The sequence below is a fragment of the Bacillus sp. L381 genome (assembly GCF_030284525.1).
GTDB classification, from domain to species: Bacteria; Bacillota; Bacilli; order Bacillales; family Bacillaceae; genus Bacillus; species Bacillus amyloliquefaciens.
Genome location: NZ_CP127224.1, coordinates 986,743 through 999,100 on the forward strand (window position 1 = coordinate 986,743; position 12,358 = coordinate 999,100).

Below are 12,358 nucleotides of genomic sequence, written 5' to 3' on the forward strand. Positions count from 1 at the left end.
GATATGGAGGGAGCTTTTAATAGAATGGCAAAAGGTATTATGCTGCACGAGGTCGGCGAGCAGGTCGATCAATACTTTCTGATTAAATCTTCGACTAAAGGAATCGCAAGCAACGGAAAACCGTTTCTGACGTTAATGCTGCAGGACCAATCCGGGGATATCGAAGCGAAGCTGTGGGATGCCAAACCGACTGATGAAGTCACGTACGCGGCGCAGACGATCGTGAAGGTAATCGGAGATGTCCATCATTATCGCGGTCGAAACCAGCTTAAACTGAGAAACATCCGGCCGGCCGCTGAGAATGAAAATGTCAGCATTGATGATTTTCTGGAAACGGCGCCGATTCCAAAAGATGAAATGATGGAGACCGTCACGCAATATATTTTTGAAATGAAAAATCCAAACATCCAGCGGATCACAAGACATTTGGTCAAAAAATATGCCGCTGATTTTATGGATTACCCGGCGGCGGCTAAAAACCACCATGAGTTCGTCTCAGGGCTCGCGTATCACGTCGTGTCCATGCTGAACTTGGCAAAAGCGATTGCCGATCTGTATCCGTCCCTTGACCGGGATTTACTGTATGCGGGAGTCATTTTGCATGATCTCGGCAAAGTAAAAGAGCTTTCAGGCCCTGTCTCCACGACGTACACCGTGGAAGGAAATCTGCTCGGACACATTTCAATCATGGTGACAGAGCTTTCAAAAGCAGCCGAAGAGCTTCAGATTGATGCTGAAGAAGTCCTGATTCTGAAGCATTTGATTTTAAGCCATCACGGAAAAGCGGAGTGGGGAAGCCCGAAACCGCCGATGGTAAAAGAAGCGGAAATTCTGCACTACATTGACAATCTGGATGCAAAAATGATCATGATGGATAGAGCACTGGAACGGGTGAAACCGGGCGAGTACACAGAGCGTGTATTTGCGCTTGAAAACCGCTCTTTCTACAAACCGACTTTCCATCAATAAGATAAAAAAGGCCGATCCTCTGCGATCGGTCTTTTTTACGTTCAGCTCTCATAACTTGTCTTTATCAAGCATAGCTTAGAATAAAGACTCTGGGTGAAAAAGGGAGGAAAACAACGTGCTATTTTTTCCTTGGTGGGTATACCTTTGCATTATCGGGATTATTTTCAGCGCTTATAAGCTTTTCACGACAGCTAAAGAAGAGGAAAAGCTTGACCAGTCTTTTATTGAAAAAGAAGGAAGAGTGTATATTGAACGGATGGAGCAGGAACGCGAGCGCCGTATGGCGCCGCCCGCAAATAAAAGCGGGGATGCAGAAGAAAATTCCAATCATTCTATCGCATAAAAAAACTGTGCGGCTCGCCGAGAGCCCGCACAGTTTTTTTATTTAGATTCAGAAGATGTTGAAGTTGAAGTGTTAAACGTGTCTTTTAAGTCTTTGTCTTCAACTTTTACGTCAGCTTTCTTCATGACTTTTTGAATCGCTGCCTGTACAGCTGAGTTGTCGTTTAGCTTCTGTTTAAGAACTTCTTCTTTCAGTTCTTTTTTCATGTCATCATATTTGCCGCGTTCTTCTGTCTTTTTGATGATATGATAACCGAATTTTGTTTTGACCGGATCGCTGACTTGTCCGACTTTCAAGCCGAATGCAGCTTTGCTGAATGTCTCATCCATTGATTTTTTATCGAACCAGCCAAGGTCGCCGCCGTTGTCTTTTGAGCTGTCGGTTGAGTATTCTTTCGCAAGCGTTTCAAACTTCTCGCCTTTTTTCAGCTTTTTCTCCACTTCGTCAGCTGTCTTTTTATCAGCAACAAGGATGTGGCTCGCACGGATTTTACCTTTTAAGCCGTCGTAATATTCTTTTGTGTCGGAGTCAGTCACTTTGATGTTGTCTTTCGCCGCTTTTTGGGCAAGCAGTTCGTATTTCACCTGATCTTTCAGGTAATCTTCGCCGTACTGCTGTTTAAGGGCGCTGTACTGGTCGCCGAGCTGAGTTTTGTACTCTTTCAGCTTGTTATCAATTTCTTTATCCGATACTTTGTATTTTTTGGCTAATACTTTTTCTTGTACGAGCTGTGTCAGCACACTTGCGCCCGCGGTTTTTTTCATGTTCGTGTAGAGCTCGCCTTTTGTCACATTGCCGGCATCTGTCTTGGCAATCACGTCGTTGTCGCCGCTGCTGCATGCGCTGAGAGCGAGGACGCTCGTTGCCGTAATAGCTGCTATCGCGATTTTCTTCATTCCTTTAAACACTCCTAATCATCCAAATTAAATTGCATATGCGTATCATAACATATTGTGGCTTTCTGTAAAAAGATTTTAAATAAAGGGCATTCGTCTAGTCAAACTTTTTCCTGATACATACAAATATATTGATCATGAAAAGGAGGTAATGAACCATGGGCGGAGGATATTCAAACGGTTTTGCGCTGCTCGTAGTACTGTTCATTTTGCTTGTTATCGTAGGGGCAGCTTACATTTGCTAAGCGAACCGGATCGCTTTTTCTAAAGCGGTCCATTTTCTTACCCGAGCGCCTAATCGTTTCTGAAGTGAATTGCATATGATGTAATTGGAAAAATAAAACGTTTTGTAGGAGGTGCTTTTGGAGATGGGTGAAGTATTTGCAGGCGGTTTTGCATTGTTGGTTGTTCTGTTCATCTTATTGATCATCATCGGCGCTTCTTGGATTTACTAAGAAAAAAAATATGGCTGTCCGCGTTAATCCGCCGGCGGCCATATTTTTTTGCCTGTTTACACAGTAAAGGAGATCTCGACGAACGAAGAGATCAGTAAAATTAAAATAGATACATTAATAAAACGGAATACCTTATCCTGCCGGTCTTCAGGAATCTCTCTGACAAGGCATAATGTATTTGTGAGCCTGTTTATGAAATAAAGAATAAACAGGGCAGCCACGATAAAATAGAATAAAATGATGGGAGATTCCCCCTCTCTCTGAACTGCTCCCATATTACATTACCAAATATTTATTGAAAAAGATAGAATGTAAGCTGAAAAATCAGCGGGACATCAAGACTCCGGCACTTTTTTTACTAAAATATCAAAGCCATCGGATTCCTGGTCAATCAGACATGATTTGGGCGCTTTGACCAGGTGCAGCGCAAACAGAAGATCAGGCAGGCAATAACCCGCATGAATACTCGAAATCATATAAAAGTAATGGGCGTGTCTCGGAAATGCCAGCCCGGCATAAAATAATACCGGCGTAATGAATAAAAACGGGCTGATCGTTGAAATCAGCATTGTTGTTTTTGGTATGCCTTTCCATGTCGGCATCCGCAAAAAGTACATTTTCATTTCCTTTTTTCTTTTTTTACAGATCATCGGCAGGACATGTATGACTTTATGTACAAATAAAGTAACGACGAGCAGAACGCAAAAAGCAAATACATGCCCGTCACTTAAACTGATATTCGGACGCAGCAGCCCGAATGCCAGGAAGTTGCATATAAAAAACAGGATCATAAAACCTACAGCAGTCAATAATAAACGAACCGCACCATAATCTTTGATCAGATTAATGGTTTTCCAGCAATTCATCAGAGTCATCCTTCCGTACAAAGATGGAATACAATCTCAAAATAATTTACTCTCTTCAGGAGAAAAAATCAATCCTTTTTTAAAGAAAAAAATAAACCCGGAAAGGGAAGAACAGAAGAGCGCGGTGAAACATGGAAATGTACGGTTTAAGCTTTCTTCTCTATTCATTATCAGCTAAAATAAGATTAAAGATAGAAAGAAGTGAAACGGATGGATTCAATGGATCAGCGTATCGGGCGGTTAGAATATTACATACAATTGCTTGTGAAAACAGTGGATATGGATAAGTACCCTTTTTATGCGATGATGATCGAAAAAGGGCTGACCGAAGAGGAAGGTGAAGAGGTCGGGCGGATCTGCCGCGAATTGGAGGACGAGCTGGAGTCGCAAAAAGCGCAAGGCTTTGTGACGTTCGACAAACTCCTTGCGCTTTTTGCGGGACAGCTGAACGAAAAATTAGATGTTCATGAAACGATTTTTGCTTTGTATGAGCAGGGGCTTTATACAGCGCTGATGGAAGAATTTATTGAGATTATGAAGCACTTTGATTAACTGTTGATCGGTTCCAGCTCTTCAGCCGTTTCATGGACAGCCGATTCGCCCGTTTTTTTCTTCAGACTTCCGTCTTCACTTTCAAAATCATTGTTTATATTTGTCAATGATTTCTCGAATATCTCCATAAAATCTTCGCCGTAAATGTGGCGGATGACACAGGTTAATTCTTCAATCTCCGGAAACTTCCCGAATAAATGGTAGAGCGGCTGTGAACCTTTAAACACCGCGTTTCTCGACGGGTCAAACTCCTCAAGCAGGCTTTCGAATACATTTTCCCCTTCTTCTGTTAACTGAATGTACGTGTTCCGTTTGTCATTCAGCCGCTTGGAAAATTTCAGATACCCGCGTTCTTCAAGTTTTTTTGAAAAATTAAATGCAGTTGATACGTGCATAACGCCGAATTTGGCGATTTCTGAAATAGAAGCTCCTTTAAGCTGATAAGCAATCCATAATATATGATGCTCGTTAATATTAAGGTCGTACGGTTTCAGCCAATTCTGCCAATCTTTTTCGATAGATTTCCACAGCGCTTTGGACAGCTGCGCCATTTTTTGGGTATAGATTAAAGCTTCTTTTAGATCGTAAGGCGGTTCAACACGATTCAATACAGATCACCTGCTTCACATTTTCTTTCCCTCTATTATGCCAATAAAATAAAGATTAATAAAGATGAAAATTTAAGAATTTTATAATAAATTCTTAATCCGTTGCTGTGAAAGGTTTTAAACACGCAAAAAAAGTGCGGAACGCAATATGTCCGCACTTTTTTTTGGTTGTATAGGATATTAGTTTTGTAAGGTTTTCTCCAGCTGTCTGATTTTCTCTTCAATATCAGCGATTTCCTTTTGGAGATCCTGCTGGTGCGGCTTGATTTCCTCCTGCCACCTTTTAATGCTTGTCTGAAGCTCTCCGCCTACGTCTTTAATGACTTCGGCGCTTTCTTTCGCCGTTTGGACAAGCTGGTCCTTAAGAGCCATTCCGTCTCTTTTTAACCGTCTGATTGTGTCCTCAATTGAATTGCAATTCGCTTTGATTTTGCCCCGCAGCTCTTTTCCGGATGAAGGAGCCGAAAGCAAAACCGCCGCGCCTCCGATCAATCCGCCTACGAAAAGGCCTTTTAAAAGGGAACGTCCGTCAGCCATTTGAAATCACCCCGTTTTTTTTCTCGTCACTTTTATCATTTTTGTTCAGAAGAATAAACTTCTATACATAGCTTGCTTTATTTTAGCATATTTTTTAAGGGAAAAGGAGGGAGAAGGTTGTCTGTCTTCATGATTGTTTTATCTTGTATGGCTCTTGTCTTCGCGGCGGGCGCCGTTTACTACCTTAAACTGCTCGGTCAGGCCGCTTCTTATCCGCCGAAGCGGGTCGTCCGCCAAAAGGCCATTGTCTGCTCAGCAGGAACCGCCCTCGCATTGTTCCTTATCTTTTTCACAAAACTTCTCGTATAAAACATGCTGTAACACATTAAAAAACCTCTTCCGGCCGGAAGAGGTTTCGGTATGCGGTTATTTCACCGTTTCAACCATATTGGACCGTTTTAAGATCGTCTGCACAATCGGATACATAATGACAATGGCGATCGCATTCAGCGCAGCCGCCGGAAGGACGACCGCGAGCACCAATGCGGTGAATCCGCCCGGCAGACCGACAATCAGAAGGGCCAGCGCCAGAAAGATCACACCGGAGATGAAAGTGCCGGCTATCGTAATGACGGCAGCCGCCGCTGTTTTCACGCTCTTTTTTATCAAAAGCGCCAGCGCGAGAAACAGAAACGCCGTTACCGGTTTTTCAATGATATTCGGAAGCTGTCCGCCCGGAAAAGATGTCGTGAGTGCGGAAATGATTCCCGTTACAATTCCGATCATCAGCACGTTCTGCACACGGGGAAATAACAGAATGCCCATAAACATCATCACAAGCATCATATCGGGTTTCATTCCGAATAATACCGGCGGCATAATGGAGTGAAGCACCGCTCCGATTGCCGCAAACAGGGCCATAATGACTAATTCTTTTGTTTTCATACTAAGCTCTCCTCTGCTAAGCTTTTTCGCCATCCAATAATATGCTCGTCATTTATTGCGATGGCCGGAAAAATTGATATGCAAACAGTATATCAAAGGAACCGTTATGTTAGAAGAAATTTATTCGTTTTCCTGCTGGAACTTTCTCATAAACTGAGCCAGTTTTTCACAATCAGCCAGGCTGACGGCGTTGTAAACAGACGCCCTGCAGCCTCCGACTGAGCGGTGGCCGCCGAGTCCGGTCATTTTAGCCGCTTTCGCTTCTTCAACGAATTTTTTCGTCAGACTGCTGTCGCGGAGAGTGAACGTGACATTCATGTGAGAACGGCTGTTTTTTTCGGCATGGCCCGCGTAAAATCCGCCGCTCGCATCGATTGTGCCGTACAGGACATCCGCCTTTTCCTGATTGCGCCTTTCAGCCGCTTCGACACCGCCGTTTTCAGCCAGCCATTCAAGGACGAGGCTCAGCATATAAATCGCAAATGTAGGCGGTGTATTATACAGTGAATCGGCTTTTGTGTGGGTGGAGTATTTCAAAATTTTAGGAACGTTTGTATTTTCTTTTTCAAGCCAGGATTTTTTCATGATGACGACCGTAACGCCGGACGGCCCGAGGTTTTTCTGGGCTCCGCCGTAGATGACATCAAACGAGCTGACATCAATTTTTCTGCTCAGGATGTCGCTTGACATGTCGGCTACGAGCGGGATGGGTGAGTTCGGGAATTCTTTCCATTGCGTTCCGAAAATCGTGTTGTTGGACGTAATATGCAAGTAGGCGCCGTCTTTGATCCCTGAGAGGTCCGCTTCCGGTATATGGTTGTGGTTTGAATCTGCGCTAGTTGCCGTGACGGATGTGTTCCCGAACAGTTTCGCCTCGGCGAGGGCTTTTTCAGACCATGCGCCCGTCACGATGAAGTGCGCCGTCTTCTCCGGTGTTAAAAAGTTCATCGGAAGCATTGAGAATTGAAGGCTTGCTCCGCCTTGAAGAAATAAAATATCATAATCGTCGGGAATATCCATCAGTTCTTTCAGAAGGGTTTTGGCTTTTTGATGCACCGCATCATATTCCGCGCTCCGGTGGGACAGTTCCATGACGGACATGCCGGTGTCATTGAAGTCGACAAATTCTTTCTGTGCTTTTTGCAGCACATCCAGTGGAAGGGCTGCGGGTCCTGCATTGAAATTCGTTGTACGTTCCATGTTTACGATCTCTCCCTGTTTTCCGCTTTAGTGTAAGAAATAATACAATTATCCTATCACAATTTTTTGATTTTTTTGATATAAAAAAATATAATTTTATGTTTTATATATGTTCAGACGCAAAAAAACCTCATCCTTAAGATGAGGCAAGCCGTTTTCTGACGGTTGAAGCGATTTCCTGAAGATCGTCAGGCGTATAGTCTTCGGCATGTGTCTTCCAGACCGCTCCGAAGCCGTCGCCTTTTCCGTAACGCGGAATGATGTGCATGTGAAAATGGAACACCGATTGGCCCGCTTTTTCACCGTTGTTATTGAGAATATTCAGCCCGATCGGCTCGAATTCATCCCGGATGGCGCGCGCGATTTTCGGCACCGCTTCAAAATATTCTTTAGAAAGCTCAGGCGTAAACTCGTACACGTTTTCAATATGTGTTTTCGGAATCACGAGCGTGTGGCCTTTTGTGACCTGGCTGATATCAAGAAACGCCACGACGTGTTCATTTTCGTATACTTTTGAAGACGGAATGTCACCGGCAATGATTTTGCAGAAAATACAATCGTCCGCTTTGTGCATAGATGGGTTTCCTCCCTGAAAAGAAATATATGTATATTCTCATCCTACCACAAAAACGGCCAAAACAAAAAACAGGATGAACGGCTGAGCGTTCATCCTGATGCAGAAGTACGAGCTTTATCACAGAAAATTTAATATGCCTTTTGTAAGCACCTCATTTGTTTTTAAAATGAAGACTTATGGGTCTGCTTAATCATTCCTGGGACAAACACCTCGTTTGATTATTTCATCATGATTGAAGAACATCATCAAAGCAGTGTGTGAAGAAATTGTAAGCATAGGACATGTTGATTTTCATCCAACTGTTCTAAGACGTCTTTTATAAACACCTCATTTTCAGTTGATTAAAGCTGTTTCCTTCTACACGCATTATGATGTCCGCCATCACGATAACTATGCACGCTTTTCACGTGAGAAAAAAAGGGAATCGTTTCAAATCAGCCTTTATTTTTGGTACTATGAAGAAAAACGAATCAGAAGGGGAGAAATTATGTCTCTGCTATCGGTAAAAGACTTAACCGGCGGTTATACGAGAAACCCGGTTTTAAAAAATGTTTCATTCACCCTTGAGCCGAACCAGATCGTCGGGCTCATCGGATTAAACGGCGCGGGCAAAAGCACGACGATCCGGCATATTATCGGTTTAATGGACCCGCATAAAGGCTCGATCGAGCTGAACGGCAAGACGTTTTCGGAGGATAAGGAAAGCTACCGTTCGCAATTTACGTACATTCCCGAAACACCGGTGCTGTATGAAGAACTGACGCTCAAGGAGCATTTGGAGCTGACGGCCATGGCGTATGGTCTTTCCAAAGAAACGCTTGAAAAAAGGCTTCCTCCGCTTCTGAAGGAATTCAGAATGGAAAAAAGGCTGAAATGGTTTCCCGCTCACTTTTCCAAAGGGATGAAGCAGAAAGTCATGATCATGTGCGCGTTTCTCGCAGAGCCTTCGCTTTATATCATTGACGAGCCGTTTCTCGGGCTTGACCCGCTTGCGATCAATGCTTTGCTGGAGCGGATGGACGCCGCGAAAAAAGCCGGATCAAGCGTGCTGATGTCAACGCATATACTGGCTACGGCAGAGCGCTACTGCGACGCTTTCATCATTTTACATAACGGCGAAGTGCGGGCAAGCGGCACACTGGAAGAACTGAGAGAGCAGTTCGGCATGAAAGACGCCGCTCTTGATGACTTGTATATTGAATTGACGAAGGAAGACGCCGGCCATGAATAATATATCTAATATTTGGCAGTCCCGGCTTGAGGAGCATATAAAGGAAACAAGAATGTATATGAAATATATGCTCAATGATCATCTCGTCATTGTGCTGATCTTTTTTATCGCCGGCGCGGCGAGCTGGTACAGCAAATGGGTCAAAGACATTCCCGATCATTTCCCGTCATTTTGGGTGATGGCGGTGCTCTTTTCATTTGTGCTGACGGGCTCATACGTCCGGACGCTGTTAAAGGAAGCGGATCTCGTGTTCCTGCTCCCGCTTGAACCGAAAATGGGGACTTACTTTAAACATTCATTCAAATACAGCTATCTGTCACAGCTGTTTCCGCTTTTCGCTCTGTCGCTTGTGTGCATGCCTCTGTTTTTCGCTGTAAGTCCGGGAGCGTCGCTTACGTCGTATGCCGCCGTTTTTATTCAGATGCTGGCCGTAAAAGCATGGAATCAGGCCATGGAGTGGCGGATGACATTTATGAATGACAGAAGCATGAAAATGACGGATGCGGTCATACGCTTTATCTGTAATATGCTGCTTTTATACTTCATTTTACAATCGTTTTATCTGTACGCAGCCGCCGTCTACATTGTGATGGCCGGTCTTTATGTGTATTTCACATCTGCCGCGAAACATAAATCGTTAAAATGGGAAGCTCATATTGAATATGAATTAAGAAGGAAGCAGCGGTTTTACAGAATCGCCAATCTGTTTACCGATGTGCCTCATCTGAAGAAACAGGCTAAACGCCGGGCGTATCTCGACTTCTTGCTCAGAATGATTCCGTTTGAACAGCGGAAAACGTTCTCCTATATGTATGCGCGGGCCTTTCTTCGTTCAAATGATTATCTCGGCATTCAGGTCAGGCTCACGATTATTTTTATTCTGATAATTATGCTCGTTTCCGCCAATCCGTGGATAACGGCGGCGTTAACCGTATTTACAATCTTTATTACGGGGATACAGCTTTTGCCGCTGTTCGGGCATTTTCATCATCTTTCTTTACAGGAGCTTTACCCGGTCAATCAGAAAGCGAAGCTGCAAAGTTTCTTTTCCCTGATGAAATCGGCATTAACCGTGCAGGCATTGCTGTTCTCGGCAGCATCGGCCTATGCCGCGGGAGTCAGCGGGGCGCTTTATGCCGCCATCGCTTCAGCCGTTCTGATCTTTGTGATTATGCCTTCGTATATGGGCGGCAGATTGAAAAAATACGGCAAGCTGTAATCAATCGGGTTTTTGAAACCTTTAGCGAAAGAAGGAGACGCAGATGACCGGCGATCAGCAGCTGATACATGAAGCCTTGCAATGGAAAGCGCGTTTTTTGCGTAAGGATTCGATGCTTGAACGTTTTTCTAAAGGAATGCAGGCGAAAATAAATGAGCGGATTCCCGAAAAAATTCATGCCGTTATCACAGAAAGCATTAAAAAAATGACCGAAGCAACAATGGCGGGTTCAAATCTGGTAAAAAGCAATCGGGATACAAACGGTATGACACTTTCAGAGAAAGATGCCCTGGCCAGACAGACCATCGCATCATACCAGAAGGTCGCGGCAGCCGAGGGTATCGGTACGGGGGCTGGCGGAATTTTTTTAGGAATGGCTGATTTTCCTTTGCTGTTGTCCATTAAAATGAAATGCCTGTTCGATCTTGCCTTCATTTACGGCTTTGATGTGAGAGATAGAGATGAACGATTGTTTTTGCTGTTTATTTTTCAGCTTGCTTTCTCAAGCGGTGAACAGCGGAAACATATATACTCGATTATTGAACATTGGGATTCAAAAAAGCATGATGTGGATTGGAGAGTTTTTCAGCAGGAATACCGCGATTATCTGGACGTGGTGAAATTGTTTCAGCTTTTGCCGGTCGTCGGAGCAGCCGTGGGCGGAGCGGCCAATTATAAACTGCTGTCACAGCTCGGCGAGACGGCAAGGCATGTCTTTCATTTAAGAATCACAGCAGCCGGTACGTAATGTACCGGCTGTTTTTTTATGACCTAGCGGCGGTAGCTCACCGCGGCGCCGATAAGCACCTTGGCGGCCGTCAGCATCGCTTTTTCATTAAAATCAAATTTCGGGTGATGATGAGGATAAATAGATTCCGCATTTTCTAAAGCGGCGCCCGTAAAGAAAAATGCGCCTTTCGTATGCTGCAGATAATATGAAAAATCCTCTCCCGCCATCTGCGGCTCTCCTTCAACGACTTTTGTGACGCCGTCTGTTTCCGCTGCGGCAGCAGCCGCGTGAGCCGCTTCCTCAGGGTGATTCACGACGGCGGGATAGCCGCGTTTGAAACGATATTCATAAGAAGCGGAGTGCATGGCGCAGATTCCTTTGACGACGGCTTCTATTTCTGCTTCGAGCAGACTGCGCACCTCTTCGTCAAACGAGCGGACGGTGCCGGTAATGACTGCGTGATCCGCAATCGCATTAAACGGATTTTCAGCGACGAACGAGCCGGCTGAGATGACGGCCGGGTGCATAGGGTTTACCCGACGGCTCACAATATGCTGAAGGGCGGTGACGATTTGTGAGCCGATTAAAACGGCGTCCTTCGTATCGTGAGGAATCGCGCCGTGACCGCCTTTTCCGATGACTTTAATCGTAAATCCGTCAGCGGCGGCCATCACTGCGCCCGGGCGGCATAAAACCGTTCCGACGGGTTCAGTCGCCCAAAGGTGCGTGCCGAAAATGGCATCGACATGTTCGAGGCAGCCGTCTTCAATCATTGATTTTGCTCCTCCGGGAGATAATTCTTCGGCGTGCTGGTGGATCATCACAAATGACCCTTTCAGTTTTTCCCGGTTGCGGGAAAGTACTTTTCCGACCGCAAGCAGCGCTGCCGTATGGCCGTCGTGCCCGCATGCGTGCATGACGCCGGGGATTTGTGAAGCATAGGACACATCTTTTTCATCCTGTATAGGCAAAGCATCAAAATCAGCCCTGAGCGCGACAGCCGGTCCCGGTTCACTGCCTTCGATATAGGCTGTGACACCGTTTCCTCCGACATTCGTCCGGATGGGAACACCGAGTTTTTCGTAAAACGATGCGATGAACGCCGGTGTTTTTTTCTCTTTAAAGGAAAGCTCGGGGTTCATGTGAAGGTGACGCCTGATTTCAACCATTTCCTCATACAGGCCGTCAAGCTCGGCGTATAAGCTTTTTTGAAGTGTCGTTAATGTCAAAGCGATGCCCCCTCGTCTGCTTTTCCCTGATTGTATAGAAAATGTCAGAAGATTTCAATCA

Annotated in this window: 18 protein-coding genes; 9 read left to right on the forward strand and 9 right to left on the reverse strand. The window is 44.9% G+C overall.

What is annotated here, in order from left to right:
* The first annotated feature begins 24 nt into the window (after positions 1–24).
* Together yhaM and QRX25_RS04900 are read left to right on the forward strand one after the other, a co-directional pair.
* Positions 25–969, forward strand: coding sequence for a 3'-5' exoribonuclease YhaM (gene yhaM, locus QRX25_RS04895; RefSeq protein ID WP_045507300.1), 945 nt, complete (start codon positions 25–27; stop codon positions 967–969).
* Between the two features lie 115 nt (positions 970–1,084).
* Positions 1,085–1,312 carry a sporulation YhaL family protein gene (locus tag QRX25_RS04900; RefSeq protein WP_065981078.1) on the forward strand — a complete coding sequence of 76 codons (228 nt, stop codon included), beginning with the start codon at positions 1,085–1,087 and terminating at the stop codon, positions 1,310–1,312.
* Positions 1,313–1,350: 38 nt separating this feature from the next.
* On the opposite strand, the gene prsA is transcribed toward QRX25_RS04900, so the two are convergent.
* Positions 1,351–2,208: a peptidylprolyl isomerase PrsA gene (gene prsA / locus QRX25_RS04905; RefSeq protein ID WP_045507298.1), complete on the reverse strand. Its 858-nt coding sequence runs from the start codon at positions 2,206–2,208 to the stop codon at positions 1,351–1,353.
* 158 nt (positions 2,209–2,366) lie between these two features.
* Here prsA and QRX25_RS04910 point away from each other — a divergent pair, with 158 nt between their 5' ends.
* Together QRX25_RS04910 and yhzE2 are read left to right on the forward strand one after the other, a co-directional pair.
* Entirely contained in the window at positions 2,367–2,453 is an 87-nt protein-coding gene (locus tag QRX25_RS04910) for a YjcZ family sporulation protein (RefSeq protein WP_016938346.1), read from the forward strand.
* A 123-nt stretch (positions 2,454–2,576) separates the two neighbouring features.
* Positions 2,577–2,663 (forward strand): sporulation protein YhzE2, encoded by an 87-nt coding sequence (gene yhzE2, locus QRX25_RS04915; protein WP_013351705.1) that lies wholly within the window; start codon positions 2,577–2,579, stop codon positions 2,661–2,663.
* A 56-nt stretch (positions 2,664–2,719) separates the two neighbouring features.
* Here yhzE2 and QRX25_RS04920 read toward each other — a convergent pair whose 3' ends face one another.
* Positions 2,720–2,938 carry a hypothetical protein gene (locus QRX25_RS04920; protein WP_003155245.1) on the reverse strand — a complete coding sequence of 73 codons (219 nt, stop codon included), beginning with the start codon at positions 2,936–2,938 and terminating at the stop codon, positions 2,720–2,722.
* A 60-nt stretch (positions 2,939–2,998) separates the two neighbouring features.
* Positions 2,999–3,529: a DUF3267 domain-containing protein gene (locus QRX25_RS04925; protein WP_065981079.1), complete on the reverse strand. Its 531-nt coding sequence runs from the start codon at positions 3,527–3,529 to the stop codon at positions 2,999–3,001.
* Positions 3,530–3,739: 210 nt separating this feature from the next.
* Between QRX25_RS04925 and QRX25_RS04930 the strand changes: the two genes are divergently transcribed.
* Positions 3,740–4,081, forward strand: coding sequence for a YhaI family protein (locus QRX25_RS04930; protein WP_003155243.1), 342 nt, complete (start codon positions 3,740–3,742; stop codon positions 4,079–4,081).
* On the opposite strand, the gene QRX25_RS04935 is transcribed toward QRX25_RS04930, so the two are convergent.
* Complete coding sequence (locus tag QRX25_RS04935) at positions 4,078–4,689, reverse strand: HTH-type transcriptional regulator Hpr (protein ID WP_014469997.1); 612 nt, start codon at positions 4,687–4,689, stop codon at positions 4,078–4,080. The two genes, QRX25_RS04930 and QRX25_RS04935, sit on opposite strands and share 4 nt — an antisense overlap.
* Positions 4,690–4,869: 180 nt before the next feature.
* Positions 4,870–5,226 (reverse strand): YtxH domain-containing protein, encoded by a 357-nt coding sequence (locus QRX25_RS04940; RefSeq protein WP_013351708.1) that lies wholly within the window; start codon positions 5,224–5,226, stop codon positions 4,870–4,872.
* 117 nt (positions 5,227–5,343) lie between these two features.
* On the opposite strand from QRX25_RS04940, the gene yhzF reads away from it, so the two are divergent.
* Positions 5,344–5,535, forward strand: a complete 192-nt coding sequence (gene yhzF / locus QRX25_RS04945) for a membrane protein YhzF (RefSeq protein ID WP_007409223.1) — start codon at positions 5,344–5,346, stop codon at positions 5,533–5,535.
* A gap of 57 nt (positions 5,536–5,592) precedes the next feature.
* Here the strand turns inward: yhzF and QRX25_RS04950 are convergent, their stop codons facing one another.
* The 3 genes from QRX25_RS04950 to QRX25_RS04960 all read right to left on the reverse strand — a co-directional run bounded on the left by QRX25_RS04950 (position 5,593) and on the right by QRX25_RS04960 (position 7,885).
* Positions 5,593–6,111: a tryptophan transporter gene (locus tag QRX25_RS04950; protein WP_065981080.1), complete on the reverse strand. Its 519-nt coding sequence runs from the start codon at positions 6,109–6,111 to the stop codon at positions 5,593–5,595.
* A 120-nt stretch (positions 6,112–6,231) separates the two neighbouring features.
* Positions 6,232–7,311, reverse strand: a complete 1,080-nt coding sequence (gene serC / locus QRX25_RS04955; protein ID WP_065981081.1) for a 3-phosphoserine/phosphohydroxythreonine transaminase — start codon at positions 7,309–7,311, stop codon at positions 6,232–6,234.
* 136 nt (positions 7,312–7,447) lie between these two features.
* Positions 7,448–7,885: an HIT family protein gene (locus QRX25_RS04960; RefSeq protein ID WP_007409220.1), complete on the reverse strand. Its 438-nt coding sequence runs from the start codon at positions 7,883–7,885 to the stop codon at positions 7,448–7,450.
* A gap of 490 nt (positions 7,886–8,375) precedes the next feature.
* On the opposite strand from QRX25_RS04960, the gene ecsA reads away from it, so the two are divergent.
* From ecsA to QRX25_RS04975, 3 genes are read left to right on the forward strand one after another with little or no spacing between them, the layout of a single operon-like run.
* Complete coding sequence (gene ecsA / locus QRX25_RS04965) at positions 8,376–9,119, forward strand: ABC transporter ATP-binding protein EcsA (protein ID WP_003155231.1); 744 nt, start codon at positions 8,376–8,378, stop codon at positions 9,117–9,119.
* Positions 9,112–10,338 carry an ABC transporter permease gene (locus QRX25_RS04970; RefSeq protein ID WP_115997905.1) on the forward strand — a complete coding sequence of 409 codons (1,227 nt, stop codon included), beginning with the start codon at positions 9,112–9,114 and terminating at the stop codon, positions 10,336–10,338. Before ecsA ends, QRX25_RS04970 begins: the two co-directional genes overlap by 8 nt.
* Positions 10,339–10,381: 43 nt before the next feature.
* The gene (locus QRX25_RS04975; RefSeq protein ID WP_212100836.1) at positions 10,382–11,086 is read left to right on the forward strand and encodes an EcsC family protein; all 705 of its coding nucleotides are present in this window, start codon (positions 10,382–10,384) and stop codon (positions 11,084–11,086) included.
* A gap of 23 nt (positions 11,087–11,109) precedes the next feature.
* Here QRX25_RS04975 and QRX25_RS04980 read toward each other — a convergent pair whose 3' ends face one another.
* A complete protein-coding gene (locus tag QRX25_RS04980) occupies positions 11,110–12,297 on the reverse strand; it encodes a M20 family metallopeptidase (RefSeq protein WP_115997906.1) in 1,188 nt (395 codons plus the stop codon).
* Positions 12,298–12,358 lie beyond the last annotated feature (61 nt).

Excerpts from the sequence above, each read along its gene's own strand:
- QRX25_RS04910 (WP_016938346.1), top strand. The coding sequence starts at position 2,367 with ATGGGCGGAGGATATTCAAACGGTTTTGCGCTGCTCGTAGTACTGTTC.
- QRX25_RS04970 (WP_115997905.1), top strand. The coding sequence starts at position 9,112 with ATGAATAATATATCTAATATTTGGCAGTCCCGGCTTGAGGAGCATATA.
- yhaM (WP_045507300.1), top strand. The coding sequence starts at position 25 with ATGGCAAAAGGTATTATGCTGCACGAGGTCGGCGAGCAGGTCGATCAA.
- QRX25_RS04920 (WP_003155245.1), bottom strand. The coding sequence starts at position 2,938 with ATGGGAGCAGTTCAGAGAGAGGGGGAATCTCCCATCATTTTATTCTAT.
- QRX25_RS04940 (WP_013351708.1), bottom strand. The coding sequence starts at position 5,226 with ATGGCTGACGGACGTTCCCTTTTAAAAGGCCTTTTCGTAGGCGGATTG.
- ecsA (WP_003155231.1), top strand. The coding sequence starts at position 8,376 with ATGTCTCTGCTATCGGTAAAAGACTTAACCGGCGGTTATACGAGAAAC.
- QRX25_RS04930 (WP_003155243.1), top strand. The coding sequence starts at position 3,740 with ATGGATTCAATGGATCAGCGTATCGGGCGGTTAGAATATTACATACAA.
- QRX25_RS04960 (WP_007409220.1), bottom strand. The coding sequence starts at position 7,885 with ATGCACAAAGCGGACGATTGTATTTTCTGCAAAATCATTGCCGGTGAC.
- prsA (WP_045507298.1), bottom strand. The coding sequence starts at position 2,208 with ATGAAGAAAATCGCGATAGCAGCTATTACGGCAACGAGCGTCCTCGCT.
- QRX25_RS04925 (WP_065981079.1), bottom strand. The coding sequence starts at position 3,529 with ATGAATTGCTGGAAAACCATTAATCTGATCAAAGATTATGGTGCGGTT.
- QRX25_RS04975 (WP_212100836.1), top strand. The coding sequence starts at position 10,382 with ATGACCGGCGATCAGCAGCTGATACATGAAGCCTTGCAATGGAAAGCG.
- yhzE2 (WP_013351705.1), top strand. The coding sequence starts at position 2,577 with ATGGGTGAAGTATTTGCAGGCGGTTTTGCATTGTTGGTTGTTCTGTTC.
- QRX25_RS04950 (WP_065981080.1), bottom strand. The coding sequence starts at position 6,111 with ATGAAAACAAAAGAATTAGTCATTATGGCCCTGTTTGCGGCAATCGGA.
- serC (WP_065981081.1), bottom strand. The coding sequence starts at position 7,311 with ATGGAACGTACAACGAATTTCAATGCAGGACCCGCAGCCCTTCCACTG.